Raw genomic sequence first — 20,627 nt, 5'->3', positions numbered from 1 at the left:
TCATTAACATACCCGCTGTGCAATAAAGGAGTAGCGCATGACGAAAAACCTCTTTCGCCAATCATTTCTTTTAGACAGTCTAGATTTAGAACAAGAAATGCCAGCCAACGAAGTCACGGTTGCTGGTGGAACTGTCTTTAAAATTCATCAACGTGGTGTGTTGGAGGTCATTCCAGCGAAGCTGTCTGAAGATAGTAAGCACATCATTATTTCCTGTGGTATTCACGGCGATGAGACCGCGCCGATGGAGATCACGGATAAGATCATCACTGATATTCAGTCTGGTTTCCAAACAGTGACCAACAGGCTGCTTTTCATTAATGCTCATCCAGAAGCGACTAACGCGCATACGCGATTCATTGAAATGAATCTCAACCGTCTGTTTGATGAGAAAGAGTATCAACCGTCTAAAGAGCTTGAGATTGCGAAGAACTTGAAAAAGGTTGTGAGTGATTTTTATCTTGGGACAGAGCAAGAGCAGCGCTGGCATCTCGATTTACATTGTGCGATTCGTCTATCGAAACATTACTCGTTTGTCGTTAGCCCTAAGGTTCGTCATCCTGTCCGTAGTCAGGCTTTGATGGAATTTGTGTCTAGTGCTCATCTTGAAGCGGTAATGTTCTCTAACGCACCTTCTAGTACCTTTAGTTGGTTTAGCGCAGAAAACTTTGGTGCTCAAGCGCTGACCGTTGAACTTGGTCGCGTGGCTAAGATCGGCGAGAACGAACTCGATAAGCTGGTCGCATTTGATCTGGCATTACGTGATCTAGTGTCAGACAGTCAGGCGGAGCATCTGCCACGCAAACCGACGATGTACCGTGTGAGTCGTACGATTGTTCGTCTTCACGATGATTTCGATTTCTTATTCGATGACAAAGTCGAAAACTTTACTGCATTTAAACATGGTGAAGTGTTCGGTCATGATGGCGATAAACCATTGATGGCAAAAAATGAGGGTGAAGCGATCGTTTTCCCTAACCGTCATGTCGCCGTCGGTCAACGCGCTGCGCTAATGGTATGCCCAGTGAAAACTCGCTATGAAGAGGGTCAGGTCGTTTACGATTAAGACCACATTTTGTGACTAACTAGGTTAGTACGCTTTCTATTTTAATGGCTTAACGGTATCGTTAGGCCATTATTATTTACGGCTTTGCCAAATAGATAACGACAACATGGAATTCTCTCAGCTACTTAACCGTAGACAACGTAGATGGACGTACTTCGGTGTACTTTTCTTGATCACTCTACTTGTTATCAGTGCCGTTTATCTCATGGTCGGTGAGGTATTCATTTCGCCTTTCGCGACACTTTCATCATTGCAAGAACAGTTAATTATGCAGCTACGTTTGCCACGCTTATTGGCGGCCGTCGCTGTAGGAGCTGCGTTAGCCGTTTCTGGGGCCGTGCTACAGGTATTACTGGGCAATGTGCTTGCAGAACCTGGGGTACTAGGTATCTCGGGTGGTGCTAGCGTCATGATGGTGCTGGTACTGTTCTTTTTCCCGCTCTTGGCAACGCCGATTGGCTTTATGCTGGCAGCGGTGGTAGGAGCGCTTGCCTTTACTCTTTTATTGGTGTTTGTTGCTAAGTCTCTGCGTTTGACGACCACTCGGTTATTGCTGGTGGGGGTCGCCCTTGGCATTCTATCTGGTGCGATTGTCACTTGGGCGTTTTACTTCAGTGATGATCTAAGCATGCGTCAGTTGATGTATTGGTTGATGGGCAGCATAGGTGCGGCAAGTTGGTATCATCACATGTTGACCTTGTTGTTAGTGCCTGTGTTGGTCTGGCTATGTTGCAAAGGACGTTTGCTAGATAAATTGATGATGGGTGAACAGCATGCGAAGCAGCTAGGTGTCGATGTTGATAATGCACGTTGGAAGTTGATCCTTGCCGTGTCGATTCTTGTTGGTGGTGCGGTGGCATTAGGGGGAGTCATCGGTTTTGTCGGTCTCGTCGTCCCACATCTTCTGCGACTCGCTTTTGGCAGTGAAAATCGATACTTACTGCCGATTTCTGCTCTAGCGGGTGCCACACTTGTGGTCTTTGCAGACTTGATCGCCAGAACTGCGCTTGATTCGGCGGAGTTGCCGTTAGGGGTCGTCACCACATCAATCGGTGCACCAATCTTTATTTGGATGTTGGTAAGTAATCATGATTCACGTTAATAGCCTATCCGTCGGCGCTAGATTGTTGCCACTATCCTTCGCTGTCGAGCGCGGTGAGATCCTTCATATTATTGGTCCGAATGGAAGTGGTAAGAGTACCTTGCTGTCTGCGGTCGCAGGATTACTCAATTTTGAAGGCCAAGCAACCATCTTTGATCTCGATGTTGCACAAAGCTCGATCTCTACGTTGGCTGAATGTCGTGCGTATCTTACACAAAGTGACCGTCCAGCGTTCAACCTCGATGTTGTTCACTATTTGTCACTGTCATTGCCAGCGTTTATTAACTCTGCAACCAGTGAGATTGAAAGCGTTATTCAGGAATTGGCTCAACTTTTAGAGATTGACGACAAACTTCACCGTTCGATTCATCATCTTTCGGGAGGGGAGTGGCAAAGGGTTCGACTGTGCGCGATCTGTTTGCAAATATGGCCAACTTTAAACCCTCACGCTCGTTTACTCATCCTAGATGAGCCCGCAGCTCCGCTCGATATCGGTCAGGAAAGCCTACTGTATAAACTTATTCGCCGCGTGGCTGAGATGGGCATTAGCGTGATTATGTCCAATCATGATCTCAACCGGACCCTCAAGCATGCAGACAAAGCCTTACTGCTCGATAAAGGAGTACTGCAAAGTTTCGGCGACGTGGTGCAAGTACTAAGCGCAAGCGAACTGTCACGAGTGTTTAAAACTCAAGTTAAGCACGTCATGTTGGATGGAGAGCCCATCCTGCTGTTTGAGTAAATGTTTACCCCTAAAGGGTTAGTTTGGTGCGTCTTGCACTGGTTTAGATCGCGGGTCAATGATTTGTGTTGCTGCCATTTTCTAAATCCATTAAAAATCAATGAGTTAAATTTTCTTCAAGATTGGCACGCTATTGGCAACAGTTATAGCGATACATTCTCGTTCTTGTTAGGCGGATTTAACTTGAGGGGAGTTCTACGAGAGTGGTAACAAACCCAATGTTGATGAAGTCAGTTTTTGACTATGGCAGCTTACGCCACCCAAGGGAAACCGAAGGTGGCGTCTTTTTATCTAACGTCGACTTATTTAGTCAGTGGCACAAGATCCGCAGGACGGTAGTAAACCGACTTAAGTACTTTGCCTTGACGGATCGTCTTACCTTCAGCAACGAAATCTTCAGCACATTTAGCGATAATGTAATCGCCTTTTTGCACTGCCATCAGCTTGATACCTTGCTCTGCATAGTGAGCTTCAGTATCCGCGTACTCTTGCTCGTTACGACATACTTTGCTCATATTGCTTGAGTGTACTTCATCCCAACATGGAACGAAGTCAATGCCACGGTTGACCGCAACATTAAGTAGCAGGTCGATAAGGTAGTTGATGGCTAGGTTGTCTTCAATTTTGTCGTGGCCTAGATGCACCAAGCGACCCATCAAAACGTAAACACTGTCGATGATCGCGTCCGCTTGTTCTGTTTTATTGTCAGCTTCTGCTAACTCAGTTAACTCTTCGATTGCGAGAGACGTGTGTAGAGTGTCAGCCTTGTCATCTAGGCTTTCAGGAGAAGCGACAGGTAAATCGAAGGTGCTACGGAACTCAGAAATATCACGGTAAAGGTGATTAAAAATATCAGTGGTCAGTTGTGAAAGGTGCATATCCATTAATCCGGATGTCATTGTGGTGGAGCAATACTACCAAAGCGGGCTAAATCCTGCTATCGGCGCTATAAAATAAATCAGTCGAGCGACAAACAATTGAACAGTACGGGATCAAGAGCCCGAAAGGGTTAGCTCGTCGTTTGTCGCTTCAACTGATTAGCGGAATAGGTATGGGAAGAGTTTTCGACGTTCTTCAGCCGTTAAGGACTCTACGCGAGCAATGTTGGTATCTGGAATCGCCTCAGGATTTGGGTAATGTTTAAGGACTTTTTCCATGCTCTCTTCGCGGATCAGGTGGAATACGGGCACCGGAGAACGGTTGGTAAGGTTCTCATCGTCTTCAGGCTCTGCGCCACCAAAACAGTAGTCTGGGTGGAACGTGGCTAATTGGAAAATACCTTCCCAATCTTGCTGGCGTATAAGTGCTTCGACCCAGTCGATAAACAGGTTGTAGTCATAGAAGTCACTGAGCATATTGGGTACTGCAACCAGTGTGGTTTCAAGTTGCTCCGGCTTAGTAGAGTCCAGTTCAAGCAACTGAGTCAGAATATCTTCCAGCAGCGCTTCTTCTGTTTCCGCTTCACTGACGAAAATTTTAATCTGTTTGTTGCGTTGTGGCTTCGCGGCAAATGGACAAAGGTTAAGGCCGATCACCACATCGTTTAGCCATTGTTCTACGGCGCTTGCCACTTGCTGTTTGTTCATCTGTGTTGAGCTTTGGTTAGTCATTTTGCTTCCAAATTAGAATTTGGCGCAAGAATAGCAGATTCTACTGATGCTGGCTTGTCTATTGGACCATTAGCCTCGGATCTCGATAGCTTATGGCAAAGGATAAACACCAAAGCATAAAGCATTGAGCCTCCCGCCATGACATACGTCCAGCCCCCTTGTTGCCAGCAGTAGATAAGGAAGAAACCACCAATACTACCGCCAATGTAGTAGTGAACGAGATAGAGCGCAGTCGCCGTTGCTTTGGCGTGTGTCGCCTTTTGACTGACCCAAGCGTACGCGAGTGTATGAGTGAAGAACGCGCCAAAACTGATCAGGAGTAGACCTAAAATCATAAAGGTGAGTGAATCTACATAAGCGACCAGCATACCAATAAGGCTAAGAGTGGTCCCCGTGACCATTCCCGACACGCTTTGGTGACGCTTACGCCAAACCGAAGTTAATCTTGAACTCAAAGTACCTGACAGATAGCAAAGGAAGATTAACGAAGCAAGACCGATGGGCAGATTGTGCGGAGCCGCGACCAAGCGAAATCCCATCACTGAGTATAGATTGACGAACAGGGCAAAATTGACCCCACCAAGTACCATCGCAATCCAAATCGTTTTGTTTTTAAGGTGTTTCACTAGAGCACGATTATGGTAGCGCAACATGCCACGTTGAGGCGTGAAGTTCACCTGCTTTGGTAGGGTAAAGAACACCACTGACGCACCGATGAGTGACACTAGTGCGACGACGATGACGGCTTGCTGCCAGCCAAGTGCATCGGTCAGAGTACCACCAATGATTCTTCCGACAATGCCGCCCAGGGAATTGGCAGCAATGTATCCGCCGATCGCTTGGGCGAAGGCCTGTTCAGATAACTCTTCAACCATATAGGCAACCGCCACGGAGGCGAATGCAGCCAGTGCCATTCCCATGAGCGCACGCAGTATAACGAGCACAAGAAGTGAATCACTGACCAACATCGACAGGCCAATCACCGGCATAGCCAGCAGACCTATGAGCATTATCTTGCGCCGTCCGTATGATTCGGACGCGACTGCCCAAGGAACCAGACAAACTGACAAGGCAAGCGTACTGGCGGCAAACACCCAGTTAATTTGGGTTTCTGAAACGGAGAAATGAGTCGCCATAAACGGAAGCATCGGCTGGAACAGATACAGGTTACAGAAAACCAGAAATGAGCCTAAGGCTAAACTAAAAGTGACGTTCCGGTACTGCTTGGTTTTAAGCTCAATCATAGTGGCGTTTCGAATAAGGAGATATGTGAGCAAAATATCAGTCAAAATGTGATAAATAAAATATATTAAAATTATAGTCGTGATATAAAAATCATATAGAGATAAGCATGGATTCGAAGCATCTCAAGCACTTTGTTGCTGTCGCGCAACATGGGCATTTCACTAGAGCAGCCAAAGCATTACATATCGCACAGCCGGCTTTGAGCATTTCGATAAAAAAGCTGGAACAAAGTCTGGGAGTTGAACTTTTTCGACGTGAAGATCGGCAAATATCGCTCACCGATGAAGGTGAGGTTCTGTATGAGCACGCTAAACGTGTCTTGCAGCAATTGGAAGATGCGCAACTTGCGATTGATGAGCTCAAAGGGCTTGAAAAAGGTGAAGTTAGGCTTGGCGCACCAAGCATGATGGGATCCTATTTTTTTCCGCAGGTGCTGATGGCATTTAACAGCCGTTATCCCAATCTGAAATTAACGTTGGTCGATGCGGGCACTCGAGATATTCGCAAGATGCTACTTAACGGCGAACTCGATATTGGTGTGATTGATGATGAGAATGTGCCTGAAGACCTAGAAACCGACCATCTTTTGCAAGTGGAAATGTTGGCCGTTGTTGCCAAAGAGCATGCATTCGCAAAACAGAAATCGGTCGCCTTCGAGGATTTTTTTGACCATGAACTGGTGATGTTTAAACCGGGTTATTTTCACCGTAACTTTCTCGAAGAAAAGGCATTGCAGTGCAGCAAAGAGATGCGCTTCTCTTTTGAAACCAATCTGTTGCCAATGATTCTTAGCATTGTAAAACACGAGTTTGCGATTACGGCACTACTTGAATTAGTGACCCAAAATGAGAAAGAGGTGGTTGGAGTACCGTTTGAACCAAGAGTCAAAATCGATCTATTACTGGCTTGGCGAAAGGATGGATACTTATCTATGGCGGACAGAACGTTTATTGATTTTGTTAAGCAATACACCTAATGCTCTAATCTCGTTGTGAATATCACACTTTGCTATTTCCCTATCGCACTAAGCCTAGGTTTGAAGTAATTTGAGGCTATCAATCTATGTTTTGAAGGGTAGGGAAACCATTCTATGCAAATAATTATCAACCAGCTCGCTTTAGAAACAGGTACGAATCGACTCGAAATCGACGAGTGGACGATTAACCATGGACAATCATGGGGCGTATTCAGTACCGAAGGCGATATTGGGTCCGCATTAGGATGTCTACTCACGGGCGAATATACGGTGGCGGAGTCGATGCTTTCCGCAAGCAAAGGAGGCATTGCTCAAGTTTCGTTGGTTGAACAGCAACGATTATTGGAAGAGGAAATCGCCAATGATGAGACAGATTTTTTAGATAGAATTGATACAGGTACATCGGTTTACACATTGATTTATCGCCAGTGTCATTCTGAGTCAGTGACTAAAAACCTGCTTGAAAAACTGGATCTTTGCCACTTAGAACAAAGCGGTTTCCGCGTGCTGTCTACGGGAGAAACTCGTCGCGTAATGCTTGCCCGTGCATTGGCAACGCAGCCACAACTGATTGTGCTCGATAATCCCTTTACTGGCCTCGATGTCGCCCACAGAGCATCGCTAGCCGACTATCTGTATGAGCTATCAAAATCTATCCAAATGATCGTCACCTTCAATCGTGAAGAGGATATACCGGAATGGGTGGAGCAGATTGCGATGTTCAATCACGGCAAACTTGAAAGTGTTATGCCAAAGAGTGAATGGGAATCACATCCTGTCATTCGTCAGATCAAGGCACAGTCTCAAGAGCAGAGCGAACAGATGCTGGCATTAATTCACCGCTACCAACATAGCCACCATTTCGATAATCCGGTATTTGAAATCACACAAGGTCAAGTCGCGTACACGGATAAAACAATCTTTACTGGCTTGAACTGGCGAATTGATAATGGACAACACTGGCAAATCAAAGGGCCAAATGGCTGTGGAAAAAGTACACTGCTTGGGCTCATTTTTGGCGATCATCCGCAATGTTATTCCAATGACATCCAGATTTTTGGCAAAAAGCGCGGCTCAGGTGAATCTATTTGGGAAATAAAAAAGCACATCGGTATGGTGTCGTCTGCTCTGCATCTTCAATACCGTGTCAGCTGTAAGGCACTCGAAGTCATTCTTTCGGGCTTTTACGACTCGATTGGCCTTTACCAGCAACCCTCTAAGAAAGAGATTCAGGTTGCCAAAGAGTGGCTGGAAATTCTCCATATGAGCCAGTATGCCAACACCTCGTTTAGAGAACTGGAATATGGTCAGCAGAGATTGCTGTTAATTGCTCGTGCGATTGTTAAACAGCCCGCTCTGCTGATATTGGATGAGCCATACCAAGGGTTGGATTATCTCGGAAGGCGGCTTGTAAAAAATACCCTAGAGCTTATTGCCAAGGAGAACTTAAGCCAGCTTCTTTATGTGTCACATTACCAAAACGACAAACTGGACAGTATTGTCAATGAGGTCGAGTTTGTGTTTGATGAAACGGCCCATTGCTACAGAGCGAATGTTTCATCAGGCGAGATGAACTAACATCTTGGTTTATCAGAGCTAACTCGATCCATAGGGCTACCGCCCACTACGAGCTACCTAGGTTAAGTAACAGGTAGCTCGATTGTTTCTGTTCTAATTCGAAACCCACACCATTTATGGTGTCGAAGATTCCACCTCTATGCCTTTGAGTTCAAGTTGATGGGCGGCTTGAGTTAGATCACCACCTCCATCACTGTCGCCAAAACAGACGACTGTGCCGTTTGTTTTGAGTACAGCGAATGCGGTGTTGGTAGCATAGACTGAATGTATATTGTTAAGATCCACATTGGATGAGTTAGCGCCAAAAAGTGAATGCCCCCACGTTATGACCGTCTGATCCTTCATTAAGGCGAAGAACGCATTATCGTTGGTGAAGAGTTTTTCCACCCCTGGCGAGAAATCGATGGTTGAGGAATCTCCTCCTGCGCTAGCTGGTCCCCACGATACGACCGTACCATCGAGTTTAACCGCTGAGAATGCTTGTTTGGTGGCTGATATCGATTTTACTCCGCCGGAAAAGTCGACACCGGTTGAGTTTCCACCGTGAGCCGCGTCCCCCCAAGTGATCACTGAACCATCTTTCCTTAGCGCAGCAAATGCTTTCTTTGTTGCAACGATGGTTTCTACGTCACTGATTTGGTTCACGACACCACCAGACGAGGGGTGACCCCACGCAGTAATAGAACCGTCGTTTTTTAGTGCGACAAATGCACCGTCATTTGAAAATATATCAACAACAATGTCGTTAATTTGAGTCGGTTGGCGCCCGCCAGAGTCGGGATGCCCCCATGCGACGACAGAGCCGTCGTCCAGTAAGGCAGCAAACGAAGCATCCGTCGCGAAGACCTTTTTTACCGAGCTGTTGAAGTGAACACCATTTAGATTTGCGCCAGTAAAGTTATTGCCCCATGCGACAACGCTTCCATCCGTTTTGATTGCGACGAAGGTTGCGTCATTGGAGTATATCGATTCAATGTCACTTGAAAGATCGACATTAGAACTGTTCCCACCGTTATTGGCACTTCCCCAAGTAACGACGCTACCGTCATTTTGCAGAGCGGCAAAGGCATAATGATTGGAATAAATGGTTTTGACACCACTAGAGTTAAAGTTGACCTGACTACTATTGGCGCCGAGTGTGTTGTCGCCCCATGTAAAGACTTGTCCTTTGCTATTGAGTGCAGCAAAAGCGCCTCCAGTGGAATAGATGCGTCTTATATCCGAAAGCTCACGGTTTAAACTCCCGCCATAATAAGGGGATCCCCAAGTGACGACCGTCCCATTTCGCTTGAGTGCAGCGAAAGCTTTCGCGTTGCTGTAGATAGTTTCAATGAGGTCTTCAGGGGGAGCGTAGTATTTAATTAGCGGAGAACTGACTTCGTCATTGGTGACGGTTAACTTAACTCTTTTGCCAAAGGTAGCCACATCGATTGTTTTAATCGGCCCAAATGATACCGAATCTGAATGACCAAACGTACCGTCGTTGTTGCTATCCGTTTCCCACTGGTAGTCAAAATTTTGGTGAGTGCAGATACGACAAAATGCTTTGACACCCATATAGCCAGTACTGGAGTTGCCGTACCAAGCACCAAATTTACTTATTTCTATGGGTGGAGGCGGCGGAGGCGTTTTAGGAGGCGCAGGGGAGACTGACTCACTGCTGCCATTGCAACCGAAAACGAAAATGGGGACGAAAATAAACAACAAGCCTATTCGAATCATATTTTTGAGCCATCTAATCAAAACACCAAGAGTATGTGCCGTTTTTTTGCTGCCTATGTTTCAGTTGGGTAACGTCTCGCAGGCATTAACGTCTATTTCCAACTCAGTGCTGTCAATCTTGGAGAGACAACGACTTGAGTTGTATCATTCGCATGGGTAGAGTGTTTCTTGTTGGTTTGAGTAGGGGCAATTGGTGTCAGCCAAACCTGTCTATCAATGAATTAGAGCGGAGAATAAAATGATTAGCTGCAACGATTATGACTATATCGAGATAGTGTGTTTGTACCGTTATCCTGTTCGTTTGACGCTCACAACAGGTCAAAGCGTGGAAGGTATTGCTCGTGATACTGCTCGCAATCAGGACAAGCAAGAAGTGATTAAACTAGACGTAGACGGTGTCGAGCACTTGGTCGTACTCGACGAAATTTCATTAATGGACGTCTTGGTGGCGAATCCGCACTTCGCGCAAAAACGTTTTATTTAACCCTTAGAGTTATACATCTTTTCAAAATTGCTCGCGTTCCAACCAATCATATAGCGGTCACCAATCTTCAAAACTGGCAGTGAGCGAGCGCCTATTGCATCAAGCTCTTTACGACCTCGCTGCATCTTGGCATTGGTTAAACGGTACTGATAGCCTTTCGAATCGAGATAACGCTGAGCGTCTTTGCAGTGAGGGCATTTGTCTTTTACATACAGTACGAGTCGTTTCATCTTGTGTTCCTAGGCAGATATTCAGCGCAGAGTTTAATGAAAAGACCGTGAATGGCAAGTGTGAATAGGGTAGACTTATGCCCCTTTTGTAGACCAGACTTCGCTTTGTGTTAAATATGAATCCTTCATTACGCTACATCCAAGGTTATCCTGAACATATCGTGACTCCCGTTAGCCAAATGGTGGAGTCTGGGCGTTTAGTCGCTTGGTTTGAGAAACGCTACCCCGATAATCATACAATCAAAAGTGAAAAAGCATTGTTTGAGTATGCTTTAGCGATCAAAAACCGCTATATGAAGAAGACAGCTCCGTTGAGTAAAGTGGTCTACGATAACAAGATTCATCTGATAAACAACGCGCTCGGGCTACACACTTATGCCAACAAGATTCACGGCGGCAAGATCAAATCTAAAAACGAGATTAGAATTGCCAGCGTGTTTAAGAATGCGCCGGAGCCGCTTTTGCGTATGCTGATCGTCCATGAGTTAGCGCATTTTAAAGAAAAAGAGCACAACAAGGCGTTCTATCAACTTTGTTGCCACATGGAACCGGAATACCATCAGTTGGAGCTTGATGCTCGTTTGTTTATGATTTACCTAGAAACAGTGAACCGCAATTAATCGTGATGACTCGTCGAAATAACAATACTAAGTCCAGTAGTGATATGGGCCAAACCAAACCTGCATTGTCAGAGACTAAAGTGATTAAGCGCCCAGCGAAAGCGGGTCTGCACAAACGAAATCTGCATAATGGACGTTACGATTTTAAAGCGTTGACCGATGCACTACCTCAATTAAGCGCACACGTAGTGAAAAACCCGAAAGGGGAGGCAAGTATTAACTTCTCCGACCCCGTCGCGGTTAAACTGCTTAATAAGGCGTTGCTCGCGCACCATTATTCTGTGAATCAATGGGATATTCCGCACGGTTACCTTTGTCCGCCAATTCCTGGTCGCGCTGACTATGTTCATCGATTAGCCGATTTACTGGCTGACGATTGCGGGCAATCTGTTCCGGATCGCGTTAATGCTCTAGACATCGGTGTCGGTGCAAACTGTATTTATCCAATTGTGGGTGTCACCCAATACGGTTGGCATTATACGGGGTCGGACATTGACCCAGTATCGGTCAATAACTCGAATCAGATTGCCGCCAATAATACGGTGCTTAAAGATAAGATCGAATGCCGCTTACAACAGAACAGTCGTTATCTGTTTAAAGGAATCATCAAGCCGGGCGAGTTTTATCACCTCACAACGTGCAATCCTCCGTTTCACAAATCTCTCCAAGAAGCGCAGCAAGGCAGTGCGAGAAAGATCAGTAACTTGTCAGCTAACAAGGCTAAGCGTGGTCAAGGTTCAACCCGAACGACGGAAAAAGGGCAACCGGTTCTCAACTTCGGTGGCCAGCAGGCCGAACTGTGGTGTTCAGGAGGAGAGGCTGCCTTTATCAAAAACATGGCTTTTGAAAGTCGTGAGTTCGCGCACCAAGTGCTGTGGTTTTCTACGCTAATCTCTAAAAAAGAGAACGTTCGTTGGATGCGAAAGAATCTTGAAAAAGCCGCCGCGACCGAGATCCATATTGTTGAAATGAGTCAGGGACAGAAAAACAGTCGCTTTATCGCCTGGACATTCCAAACTCAAGAACAGCGTAAGCGTTGGTTGACGTTGAATAAATAAGCCGAGGTCTAGGAGGGCATATGGAGTTTGAGATTTATATGCCTTGTGAACCCGTATGGATATGTGACAGCTTCCTGATACTGTTCGCCGTACTATTTATACTCGGGCTTGGCGGTTTTATCTATATCCTTTACAAAGAGTATCTCAAGATTCATCGAGCTTCAGATGTCAGACGGCGTAGACAAACGCACCATTCACGTCGTAAACGTTAGCGCAAAATTCGCCAATTAATCTCTGTTTACTCTTGAGCATAAAGTGCCCGTTGTTGATTTAGTTTATTGGTAACCTGTAGCCATAGTTCATTCGCCCCATACCACTTCTTATATTGATTTAGCCGACTCTGAGCCTCAACGAATGCAAAACTGACTATTTCTATCTCTGCCAAATAGAGTAAAGCGCGAGGTTTGTCGGGTTGATGTAAGAGCGCTTTCTGTAGATACAGCCGAGCTTTGTTTATCTGCTTTGCTTGAAGAGCGCAAAACGCCGCGTTCTCATAACTATCGCCAATGTTGTAATAATCAGGAGAGCGAATTGCTTGCAGAAATCGCGCCTCTGCTTGTTGATAATGACCTTGCTCACAGAGATATGTCCCATAGTTGTTGAGCACGTCGCCGTTATTTGGGTGCTCGCGAGCGGCTTGTTGATAAAGTTGATTAGCGTTTTCGTATTCGCCCACTTTAGCGAGATAACGGGCAAATGCGAGTTGAGCTCGGTAGTACTTGGGTTGGTACTCGATCGCTTTGTTGAGGTTTTGTCTCGCTTTGACGTAGTTGCCTTGTTCGAGATAGCCTAACCCAAGGGTGATTCTCGCGTCGGCACGCTGCTTAGTGATCTGTGTATGATTTGTCTGTGATTGGATGCATCCGAATAGCATCAATGTAGATAAGATGAGAATACGCATCGTGGCTGAAGTTGTGTCGAAGTCGATGATTTAGCTAAAACGACAAATGCCTAACTTGCAACGGACCATGGCTAACGATGGAATGTAGGAGATGGGAAATGAACAAAATAATGTAAATGGGGAATGACTGAATAGGTCATTCCCCATTTAATTTGTGCGCCATTAATCGTCTTTTGTGAAATTCGCTTCACTAAAGTGTTCGAGATCGTATGGCGTTTGTTGGTAGACACAATAATTGAGCCAGTTTGAGAACAACAGATGCCCATGACTGCGCCAACTCGCACAAGGCTTGTTGTCGGGATTATTGTTGGGGTAGTAGTTAACCGGAATCGCGGGTTCCATACCTTCGCCTAAATCGCGAATATACTCTTGATGCAAGGTGTGCGAATCATACTCTGGGTGGCCAGTAACAAACACGTTACGCTTATCTTTAGTCGCTGCGAGATAGACGCCAGCAACATCGGAAGTCGCCAAAATGTCTAAATCGGTGTGTTCTTCGAGATACTCTGGCGAAAAGTCGGCGTAGCGAGAGTGTGGAGCCAAGAAGGTATCATCAAAGCCACGTAACACTGGATGGTAAGGCTGGTGGATTTTGTGATGGTACACACCAGAAAGCTTCTCTTTACGTGTTCGTTTTGGAAGATCGTAGAGAAGTTTTAGACCTGCCTGTGCAGCCCAACAGACGTAGAGTGTTGACGTTACATGGTCTCTTGCCCAGTTCATTATCGATTGCAGATGCTCCCAATAAATCACATCCTCAAATTGAACTAAACCCAATGGTGCACCAGTAATGATCAGTCCATCAAAGTTGCGATTTTTGACCATTTCAAATTGGCGGTAGAAGTTGTCTAGATGTTCTGTTGGCGTGTTCTTACTCGGTCTATCATCAATGCGTAAAAGCTCGATGTCCACTTGCAGTGGGCTGTTTGATAGCAAGCGCAAGAATTGCGTTTCAGTCTCAATCTTCTTAGGCATAAGATTGAGGATCAGAACCTTGAGCGGTCGAATTTCCTGAGTCGACGCGCGTGATTCTGGCATGACAAAGATGTTCTCAGTGCGTAACACGTCAGAAGCAGGTAGTTGATCGGGGATCTTAATAGGCACAGCTTTCTCCCTAAGCTTGATTGTGGACGTCTATACTTCCAAACTTAACCCAATCACACAGAGATGTCGATAGCTATATCGAGCCAATTTATAATATGATTCATAGCAACGAACACAAACAAAGTGAAATATGACCGTTAAACTGACGCTGATTCGCGGACTGCCAGGCTCAGGGAAAAGCACTTTGGCTCAGACATTCAACGCCCAACATCTAGAAGCTGACATGTTCTTTGTTGAACCGTCTGGAGAATATCTTTATCAGCCAGATAAAATTGCCGATGCCCATCAATGGTGTCAAGCGATGACAGAGCAGTGCCTGAAAGAAAAGTGTGATGTCGTTGTATCCAACACTTTTGTCCAGCGCTGGGAAATCGTGCCGTATTTCAATATGGCTAAACGCTATGGTGCTGAGTTTGAAGTGCTTGAATGCACCAATGATTACGGCAACATTCACGGTGTGACGCAAGAAACGATCAATAGTATGAGGAAACGGTGGCAATCATGGCGAAACGCACGCCAATCGTCGAAATGACTTCTTATGGAATCTATCAAGGCTGGGATTCCAAATCTAAAAACCTACCAAAAATAGCACAGTTCACGACCAAGGTTGTTGCCGAAGAGGGGATCGAATTTGGTTTTATTGTCAATATTAAAAGAGCCAAAGGAGAGGTGATCGAGTTTTGCATTGACCACCCAGGAATTGTTGGCAAAAAAGGCCAAATCCTCGAACCTTTTACTGGCGATATGCATGTTGGAAGTAATGATTGGGACTTCTACTTGGGGGATACCATACAGCTGCTTGGTGATATTAACGGATATGAATCAAATCTCGGCAAGTGGCGTATGACCATCTCGATGAGAGACAATGTTGTTGCTGACAAAACGTTTGAACTTTACGCACGTGATGAGGGAGAGTTCTGGAAGCAAAGAGGTTTTTAAGCGTCGGAGCAACAGAGTATTGGTATTGCGAAATCGTCTGATTCATTAAAGATTAATAACTTAGATGTATATCAAGCTAAACATAGGCTATTTTTACTAGACTACATGGTTAATAAAGAACTACAAAAATAGTCAATGAAGCAGATGCGCTTGCTAAACCTTAATCTACAAACGAAAACCGCCCTGTACTTTTTACTAGGTCTTTTGGGTGTCACGCTGAGCTGTCTTTATATCACACGTTACTTCTTTGTTGTTAGCCTGAGTAATTTGGAAACAATGGAGTCGAATCGAGCCAGTCAACAGGCTCAGAATGTCGTTGCGATGATGAGTGACAAACTGGCAGAACACTCTTATGACTGGGCCTACTGGGATGAAAGCTATGAAGTTCTCCTTGGCGGCGATCTAGAAGGTTACCGTGAACGCAACTTAGCACCAGAAGCTTTGGATGCACTTAGCGTTGATCTTATGCTGCTCACCGATCTGCATGGGCAAGTCGTGGAAGGGATTTCTCTGACTGAAAGTGAGACTCAGCTGTTGGTTGAGTCGGTCGCGACAAATGAGAGAGTCGTCAAACATATCAATTCGATGAATCGAGTGTTGGATAGTGCCAGAGATGGTTTGAGTGGCCTGTTCTCGATCAACGGTGACGTTTGGACGCTTGCAGTGACTCCAGTGAGGAACAGCGATGGTACCTCAGCGTCATCAGGTTGGTTGATTTGGGGACGCAATCTCTCCGCCAGATTTCCTGGAGACTTTAAGTCGATTCTTGTTGCTGATAACCAAATCGTGAATGTGGATAGCATCTCTTCAACGTCAGGTGTGGACTCTCCATCCCAGATTGAGAAGACCGAGCAAACCATGACCCAACTGGCGGACTTACACGGCGTATCGGGACAGGTTATTGCGCAGCTAGAAACGACCATTGAACGTGTTCATTTTCAGAAAGGGAACGTGCTGTTCACCTATTTGTTCGCTGCCGTAGCGATTGCGACAATCGTGATTTCATTGATTACTTATCTTACATTTAAGCGCCGTGTCGCGGTTCGTTTCTCTGACTTAGAGAAAGATATTGATGCGCTTTTTTCTGCCTATCAACTTGAAGGTCTTGATCAGCCAAATAAAGATGAGTTGGATAGACTAACGAATCTGGTTCAGACCCTCGCAAATAACACTTCCGCTACTCAAGAGCAGCTACTGGATGCCGAGCGGAAGTTTGACGCGTTGTATCAGAGTCGCACGACGGCAATTCTCTTGGTGAGAGCTAGGGTCATTGTTGATATCAACCCAACAGCATTAGATCTACTGAATTATCAGTACGATGATTTAATGAACCAGCCGCTCGACGTGTTGTGCCCTGATTCTGATCAGCCTGAATGTCAAATTGACCGTATGTATCACAGCTTTAGGCAGGGGCAGACTCAGTTTGAAGCGCAGATGATTACCAGCAGTAATGAAGAGATAGACTGTAAAATTGAAATTAGCATGATCCAGTATCAGGGACAAAGTGCGCTGATGCTGTCGATTGTTGATGTACGTGAACACAAACAACAAGCTAAGTTGATTGAGGATCTGGTTGAACGAGATCATCTATCGGGTCTATGGAACCGAAAATCCATTATGGAACAAGCCCGTAATCTACTCGGTATAGCACCCAATAGATTCTCGTTTATGTACGTATCCGTCCCTAATTTGACTCATATCTCTGAAGTGTACGGTCACCAGATCTTTGATGCAGCGATGGAATTGATTGCCTCTAAATTTGGTGAGATGTTGACGCCATACCCAGTAGGGAGAATCAGTGAGCATGAATTCTTGGTGCTGATTGCGAATCGACTCGATTGCGAGAAAGCGATTCATAGCGCTGAACAAATGATGATTGGGTTAGCTGACAAACATACCGTAGAAAATGTTGAGTTGGATCTGAAATGTGACGTTGCTTTTGTCAGCCCTGAAATTACTCATGAGCCCCTCGACACATTAATTCAGGCTGCGATTTATAGTATTGCAACAGACAAAAGTGTTCGTAGACTCCCTAGTGTGGTCACTGTGAACAGAGAACTATTCGAATCGGCGAAAACAGCAGTCGCAATTAAGCGGGATTTAAGTGGTGCCATTGCGAATGGAGAAGTCCTCGCGGTGTATCAGCCAATTGTTGAAGCCAGCAATGGTGAAATCAATGGATTTGAGGCTCTAGCGCGTTGGCAACATCCTGAATTTGGCTTTGTATCACCAGGCGTTTTTATTCCTCTTGCCGAACAGAATCAACTCATCATTGCGTTGGGTGAAAGTATCTTAGAGCAAGCTTGTGTGTTCATTCAGCAAGTTAATTTGATGCGGAAGCAAACTGGTCAGGCAATGCTGACGGTCCATGTGAACCTTAGTGCCCCACATTTCTATCACGCAGATTTACCTCAACTTTTGGTCAAGTTAATTGATAGGTATCAGTTGCAAGCCGGTCAGTTGGTGATTGAAGTCACTGAAAGTATGCTGATGAGTGGTGAGCAGGAAGTGATCAGCCGAATGGAGCAAATGAAAGCGCTTGGCGTGCTGTTCGCTCTTGATGATTTTGGCACTGGCTACTCTTCATTCAGTACGTTATGTAGCTTCCCATTAGATATTGTAAAACTCGACAAGTCATACATTGACCAAATTGAGCACAATGACAGGGCGAAGAGTCTGGTGCGAAACATTGCCAACATGGCTCAAGAACTTGGCTTGACCACAGTAGCAGAAGGCGTAGAGACTGCATCTCAGGTGCGTCGCCTCAAGAGCTGGAACATCGAAGAAATACAGGGCTACTATTTCTACAAGCCGATGTCGAGCGACAAGATTTTTGAGTTACTCGATCGTTCACGCAGTTAGCTAAGTGAATGCATTAAGTCTCAATAAAAACGCCTCTAAACTTGGAGGCGTTGTTGTTTTTACGTGCCGTTTTATCGACTTAAAGCAATACGCTGTTGGGCGGTATGCTTCCGATAACTGTAATGGGCGAGAGCACACCAAGCGAATGCTTGAATCCACAACTGACTATACAGCCCTCTGATCGTGTGCCAGTCGCCACCCATTTGGTTGATAGTCAGAAAGCTTTTAATTGCTGCTGTACTAGGAAACAGTTGAGCCAGCCACACGATCGGGCTTGGAATCGCCTCAGTCGGCCAGATAAAGCCGGCGCTGAAAACCAACGGCATCGAACTGATTAAAACCACTAGGGTCACTAATTCTCGTCGAGGCGTGACTGCACCAAGCCAGATACCAATCGCTGCTGAACCGAGCAGGAAAGGGAGCAGTAGCGAGATAATCTGATTTGCATGAGCGAGTTGATTCACGCCATGCATGGAAAAGCTGGCGCCAAAGTAGTACATGCTCAAAAAGTAATAGATACCAATCAGCACTAGGTAGCGTACAGAAAGTAATTTAAAAGGAGAAACCTGACTCCAATAACCTGTTCCATCGCGCTGACTACCGACCATCAAACCCGATGCCATCGCCAGAGTTTGCTGAAGAATTAGCACAAATACAGCCGGAACAACGTAGTCGACATAACCCATGGTTGGGTTAAACGTCGGTTTTAAGTTCAATGTTGTGGCTGAGTATTGATTGACGGCTTGTGAGAGTGGGTGTCCTTCCAAAACGAGTTTAGCCACTTTAGTTTGTGCAGCTAATGTTCCACCCGCTTGGGCTAAACCTTCTACAATGGTGCCGTACACTAAGAAATAAGAAGCATCGCCCGCGTAAGCAAGGGTTGGGCTTTTACCTAGCATCAAGTCTTTATAAAAATGCTCAGGAATCACCAAAATTCCACTGATCTCACCATTTAGAAACGCGGCGCGTGCATCTGCTATGGTGTGATCTCGCTTGACGACTTTAACCTGTGGTGTGGCGTCAACCATACGTTCAAGCTGATAACTGGTTTTGCTCTGGTCAAGATTGACGATACTAATCTTCTGTTCCCTTGGAGTTTGATGACTGTAGGGCAAAGGGTAGAGAAACGAGTAGAAGACAACGCCACCAAACACGGTCAGGACGACGACAGGATTCGTCAATATCGCTTTAATCTCTGCTTTGACAAGTTCGAACAAGCTCATCGTTGCTCCTTACTTTGTGACAATCCTGAATCGACGGAGAGATGCTTTTTAATCAGTAACATCACCATAAGCAATGGCACTGCGTAACCAAACATCGGCAGTAAATGTTGCAATGATGACATTGGCAGCAAACCATAGCTGACCTGACTAACTTGCACCTCGATGTAGTGGCTGATTGGAAGTAGTGCTCTCCACGCCTGAGCAAGACTGCTCATATCGGTCACAGGGAAGGTGATACCCATGAAAGCAAAGCTAGGCGCGGTGAATGCGCCCGCAAAACTCATCGCACGAGCCGCATCTAAGGTGAGAAAGAAAAATAGGCTACCCATGATCATACACGCGATAATCGTGACCCATTGAGCAAATACTAAGGTGACAAAGCTACCGTTCATCGGCCACTTAAAGCCAAGATAAAACCAGCATAAAAAGGCAAAGCCTTGCAGTGCGAATACCCAACTGTACGGCAGTAGCGTATTCAATAATGATTTGAATGGTTGATGTTGTAGCCAAACTTTCAGCCCTCGGTCACGAAGATTCGCTGACAGGATTAGGATGGTGCTGACGACAATCACGATTTGCCAAAGCGCAGGCACAACCGCAGAAACCAAAAACTGAGCGTAGTTGGAATTTTTGTTAAACAGCGGCGTGATTTGAGTCCTGATTGGCACAGCACTCGCCATCGCAGATGCGAGAACATGGTTGCCTTGAGCTAAGTTACCAATGGTACTTAGCTGGGCATTAAATGTGCCTTGAGCCTGTAAAAACGCGGAGTTCACCAGCTTTCCTATTAGGATCATCTGACTGTTGTAAAACACACTGACTTGCGGCGCCAATTGTTTGTATGTGTCTTGCTCGAAGTTGTATGGGATAACCGCATAGGCATAGATATCGCCTTGAACTAGCGCTTGTTTTGCCTCACTGACACTTTGGTATTCGCGTTGAATCGCCATACTTGAGGTTGCATCGTAGTATCGAATTAGCTGCTGTGACAACGCACCTTTATCCAGATTAACCACCCCAACAGGGAGATTTCGGGCTATTCCTTGCGAGAATATCGCCCAAATCATCACCGCAAGTAGAACAGGGATCCACGTCAGACTGGAGAGTAACCACTTGTCACGACGGATCACCGCTAGCTGAGAGGTGTTATGAATTCGCATATATT

Annotated in this window: 21 protein-coding genes; 12 read left to right on the top strand and 9 right to left on the bottom strand. The window is 45.7% G+C overall.

The window, feature by feature from the left end; genetic code table 11:
* Positions 1-37 precede the first annotated feature (37 nt).
* The 3 genes from ACQEXP_RS00985 to btuD all read left to right on the top strand — a co-directional run bounded on the left by ACQEXP_RS00985 (position 38) and on the right by btuD (position 2,910).
* Positions 38-1,066: a succinylglutamate desuccinylase gene (locus tag ACQEXP_RS00985; RefSeq protein ID WP_426967589.1), complete on the top strand. Its 1,029-nt coding sequence runs from the start codon at positions 38-40 to the stop codon at positions 1,064-1,066.
* Positions 1,067-1,172: 106 nt separating this feature from the next.
* Positions 1,173-2,168, top strand: a complete 996-nt coding sequence (gene btuC, locus ACQEXP_RS00980) for a vitamin B12 ABC transporter permease BtuC (RefSeq protein WP_426967587.1) — start codon at positions 1,173-1,175, stop codon at positions 2,166-2,168.
* Complete coding sequence (gene btuD, locus ACQEXP_RS00975; protein ID WP_426967586.1) at positions 2,155-2,910, top strand: vitamin B12 ABC transporter ATP-binding protein BtuD; 756 nt, start codon at positions 2,155-2,157, stop codon at positions 2,908-2,910. Before btuC ends, btuD begins: the two co-directional genes overlap by 14 nt.
* Before the next feature lie 302 nt (positions 2,911-3,212).
* Here btuD and ACQEXP_RS00970 read toward each other — a convergent pair whose 3' ends face one another.
* From ACQEXP_RS00970 to ACQEXP_RS00960, 3 genes are all read right to left on the bottom strand, one after another.
* On the bottom strand, positions 3,213-3,788 hold the full coding sequence (locus ACQEXP_RS00970; protein ID WP_426968017.1) for a nucleoside triphosphate pyrophosphohydrolase family protein: 576 nt from the start codon (positions 3,786-3,788) through the stop codon (positions 3,213-3,215).
* Positions 3,789-3,947: 159 nt separating this feature from the next.
* Positions 3,948-4,520, bottom strand: coding sequence for a DUF1415 domain-containing protein (locus ACQEXP_RS00965; protein ID WP_426967584.1), 573 nt, complete (start codon positions 4,518-4,520; stop codon positions 3,948-3,950).
* A complete protein-coding gene (locus ACQEXP_RS00960; RefSeq protein WP_269376841.1) occupies positions 4,517-5,764 on the bottom strand; it encodes an MFS transporter in 1,248 nt (415 codons plus the stop codon). The genes ACQEXP_RS00965 and ACQEXP_RS00960 overlap by 4 nt, the downstream gene beginning before the upstream one ends.
* Before the next feature lie 107 nt (positions 5,765-5,871).
* Between ACQEXP_RS00960 and ACQEXP_RS00955 the strand changes: the two genes are divergently transcribed.
* Together ACQEXP_RS00955 and modF are read left to right on the top strand one after the other, a co-directional pair.
* Complete coding sequence (locus ACQEXP_RS00955) at positions 5,872-6,741, top strand: LysR family transcriptional regulator (protein ID WP_269376840.1); 870 nt, start codon at positions 5,872-5,874, stop codon at positions 6,739-6,741.
* A 114-nt stretch (positions 6,742-6,855) separates the two neighbouring features.
* Positions 6,856-8,319, top strand: a complete 1,464-nt coding sequence (gene modF, locus ACQEXP_RS00950; protein ID WP_426967583.1) for a molybdate ABC transporter ATP-binding protein ModF — start codon at positions 6,856-6,858, stop codon at positions 8,317-8,319.
* Between the two features lie 114 nt (positions 8,320-8,433).
* Here modF and ACQEXP_RS00945 read toward each other — a convergent pair whose 3' ends face one another.
* Entirely contained in the window at positions 8,434-10,041 is a 1,608-nt protein-coding gene (locus tag ACQEXP_RS00945; RefSeq protein ID WP_426967581.1) for an RCC1 domain-containing protein, read from the bottom strand.
* A gap of 238 nt (positions 10,042-10,279) precedes the next feature.
* Between ACQEXP_RS00945 and ACQEXP_RS00940 the strand changes: the two genes are divergently transcribed.
* The gene (locus ACQEXP_RS00940; protein WP_426967579.1) at positions 10,280-10,525 is read left to right on the top strand and encodes a Rho-binding antiterminator; all 246 of its coding nucleotides are present in this window, start codon (positions 10,280-10,282) and stop codon (positions 10,523-10,525) included.
* Here the strand turns inward: ACQEXP_RS00940 and ACQEXP_RS00935 are convergent.
* Positions 10,522-10,755 (bottom strand): glutaredoxin family protein, encoded by a 234-nt coding sequence (locus tag ACQEXP_RS00935; protein WP_426967577.1) that lies wholly within the window; start codon positions 10,753-10,755, stop codon positions 10,522-10,524. The genes ACQEXP_RS00940 and ACQEXP_RS00935 overlap by 4 nt on opposite strands.
* Before the next feature lie 116 nt (positions 10,756-10,871).
* On the opposite strand from ACQEXP_RS00935, the gene ACQEXP_RS00930 reads away from it, so the two are divergent.
* From ACQEXP_RS00930 to ACQEXP_RS00920, 3 genes are read left to right on the top strand one after another with little or no spacing between them, the layout of a single operon-like run.
* Positions 10,872-11,375, top strand: a complete 504-nt coding sequence (locus ACQEXP_RS00930) for a M48 family metallopeptidase (RefSeq protein WP_426967575.1) — start codon at positions 10,872-10,874, stop codon at positions 11,373-11,375.
* Between the two features lie 5 nt (positions 11,376-11,380).
* Positions 11,381-12,433, top strand: coding sequence for a 23S rRNA (adenine(1618)-N(6))-methyltransferase RlmF (rlmF, locus tag ACQEXP_RS00925; protein WP_426967573.1), 1,053 nt, complete (start codon positions 11,381-11,383; stop codon positions 12,431-12,433).
* Between the two features lie 20 nt (positions 12,434-12,453).
* Positions 12,454-12,645, top strand: coding sequence for a hypothetical protein (locus ACQEXP_RS00920; RefSeq protein ID WP_269376833.1), 192 nt, complete (start codon positions 12,454-12,456; stop codon positions 12,643-12,645).
* 26 nt (positions 12,646-12,671) lie between these two features.
* On the opposite strand, the gene pilW is transcribed toward ACQEXP_RS00920, so the two are convergent.
* Together pilW and metA are read right to left on the bottom strand one after the other, a co-directional pair.
* On the bottom strand, positions 12,672-13,334 hold the full coding sequence (pilW, locus tag ACQEXP_RS00915) for a type IV pilus biogenesis/stability protein PilW (RefSeq protein ID WP_426967570.1): 663 nt from the start codon (positions 13,332-13,334) through the stop codon (positions 12,672-12,674).
* A gap of 162 nt (positions 13,335-13,496) precedes the next feature.
* Positions 13,497-14,438 carry a homoserine O-acetyltransferase MetA gene (metA, locus tag ACQEXP_RS00910; RefSeq protein WP_269376831.1) on the bottom strand — a complete coding sequence of 314 codons (942 nt, stop codon included), beginning with the start codon at positions 14,436-14,438 and terminating at the stop codon, positions 13,497-13,499.
* Between the two features lie 130 nt (positions 14,439-14,568).
* Between metA and ACQEXP_RS00905 the strand changes: the two genes are divergently transcribed.
* The 3 genes from ACQEXP_RS00905 (at position 14,569) to ACQEXP_RS00895 (ending at position 18,239) form a co-directional block, all read left to right on the top strand.
* Positions 14,569-14,970: an ATP-binding protein gene (locus ACQEXP_RS00905; protein WP_426967568.1), complete on the top strand. Its 402-nt coding sequence runs from the start codon at positions 14,569-14,571 to the stop codon at positions 14,968-14,970.
* A complete protein-coding gene (locus ACQEXP_RS00900; RefSeq protein WP_269376829.1) occupies positions 14,940-15,377 on the top strand; it encodes a DUF3859 domain-containing protein in 438 nt (145 codons plus the stop codon). Before ACQEXP_RS00905 ends, ACQEXP_RS00900 begins: the two co-directional genes overlap by 31 nt.
* 144 nt (positions 15,378-15,521) lie before the next feature.
* Complete coding sequence (locus ACQEXP_RS00895) at positions 15,522-18,239, top strand: bifunctional diguanylate cyclase/phosphodiesterase (RefSeq protein ID WP_426967565.1); 2,718 nt, start codon at positions 15,522-15,524, stop codon at positions 18,237-18,239.
* 71 nt (positions 18,240-18,310) lie between these two features.
* Here the strand turns inward: ACQEXP_RS00895 and ACQEXP_RS00890 are convergent, their stop codons facing one another.
* Together ACQEXP_RS00890 and ACQEXP_RS00885 are read right to left on the bottom strand one after the other, a co-directional pair.
* A complete protein-coding gene (locus ACQEXP_RS00890) occupies positions 18,311-19,462 on the bottom strand; it encodes an ABC transporter permease (protein ID WP_426967563.1) in 1,152 nt (383 codons plus the stop codon).
* Positions 19,459-20,622 carry an ABC transporter permease gene (locus ACQEXP_RS00885; RefSeq protein WP_426967561.1) on the bottom strand — a complete coding sequence of 388 codons (1,164 nt, stop codon included), beginning with the start codon at positions 20,620-20,622 and terminating at the stop codon, positions 19,459-19,461. Before ACQEXP_RS00885 ends, ACQEXP_RS00890 begins: the two co-directional genes overlap by 4 nt.
* Between the last annotated feature and the right edge of the window lie 5 nt (positions 20,623-20,627).

It is taken from the genome of Vibrio sp. TRT 1302 (genome assembly GCF_050113875.1).
In the GTDB taxonomy this organism is placed as follows: domain Bacteria; phylum Pseudomonadota; class Gammaproteobacteria; order Enterobacterales; family Vibrionaceae; genus Vibrio.
Note: the sequence above shows the minus strand (reverse complement) of the source record. Positions and strands in the feature narration are given on the sequence as shown.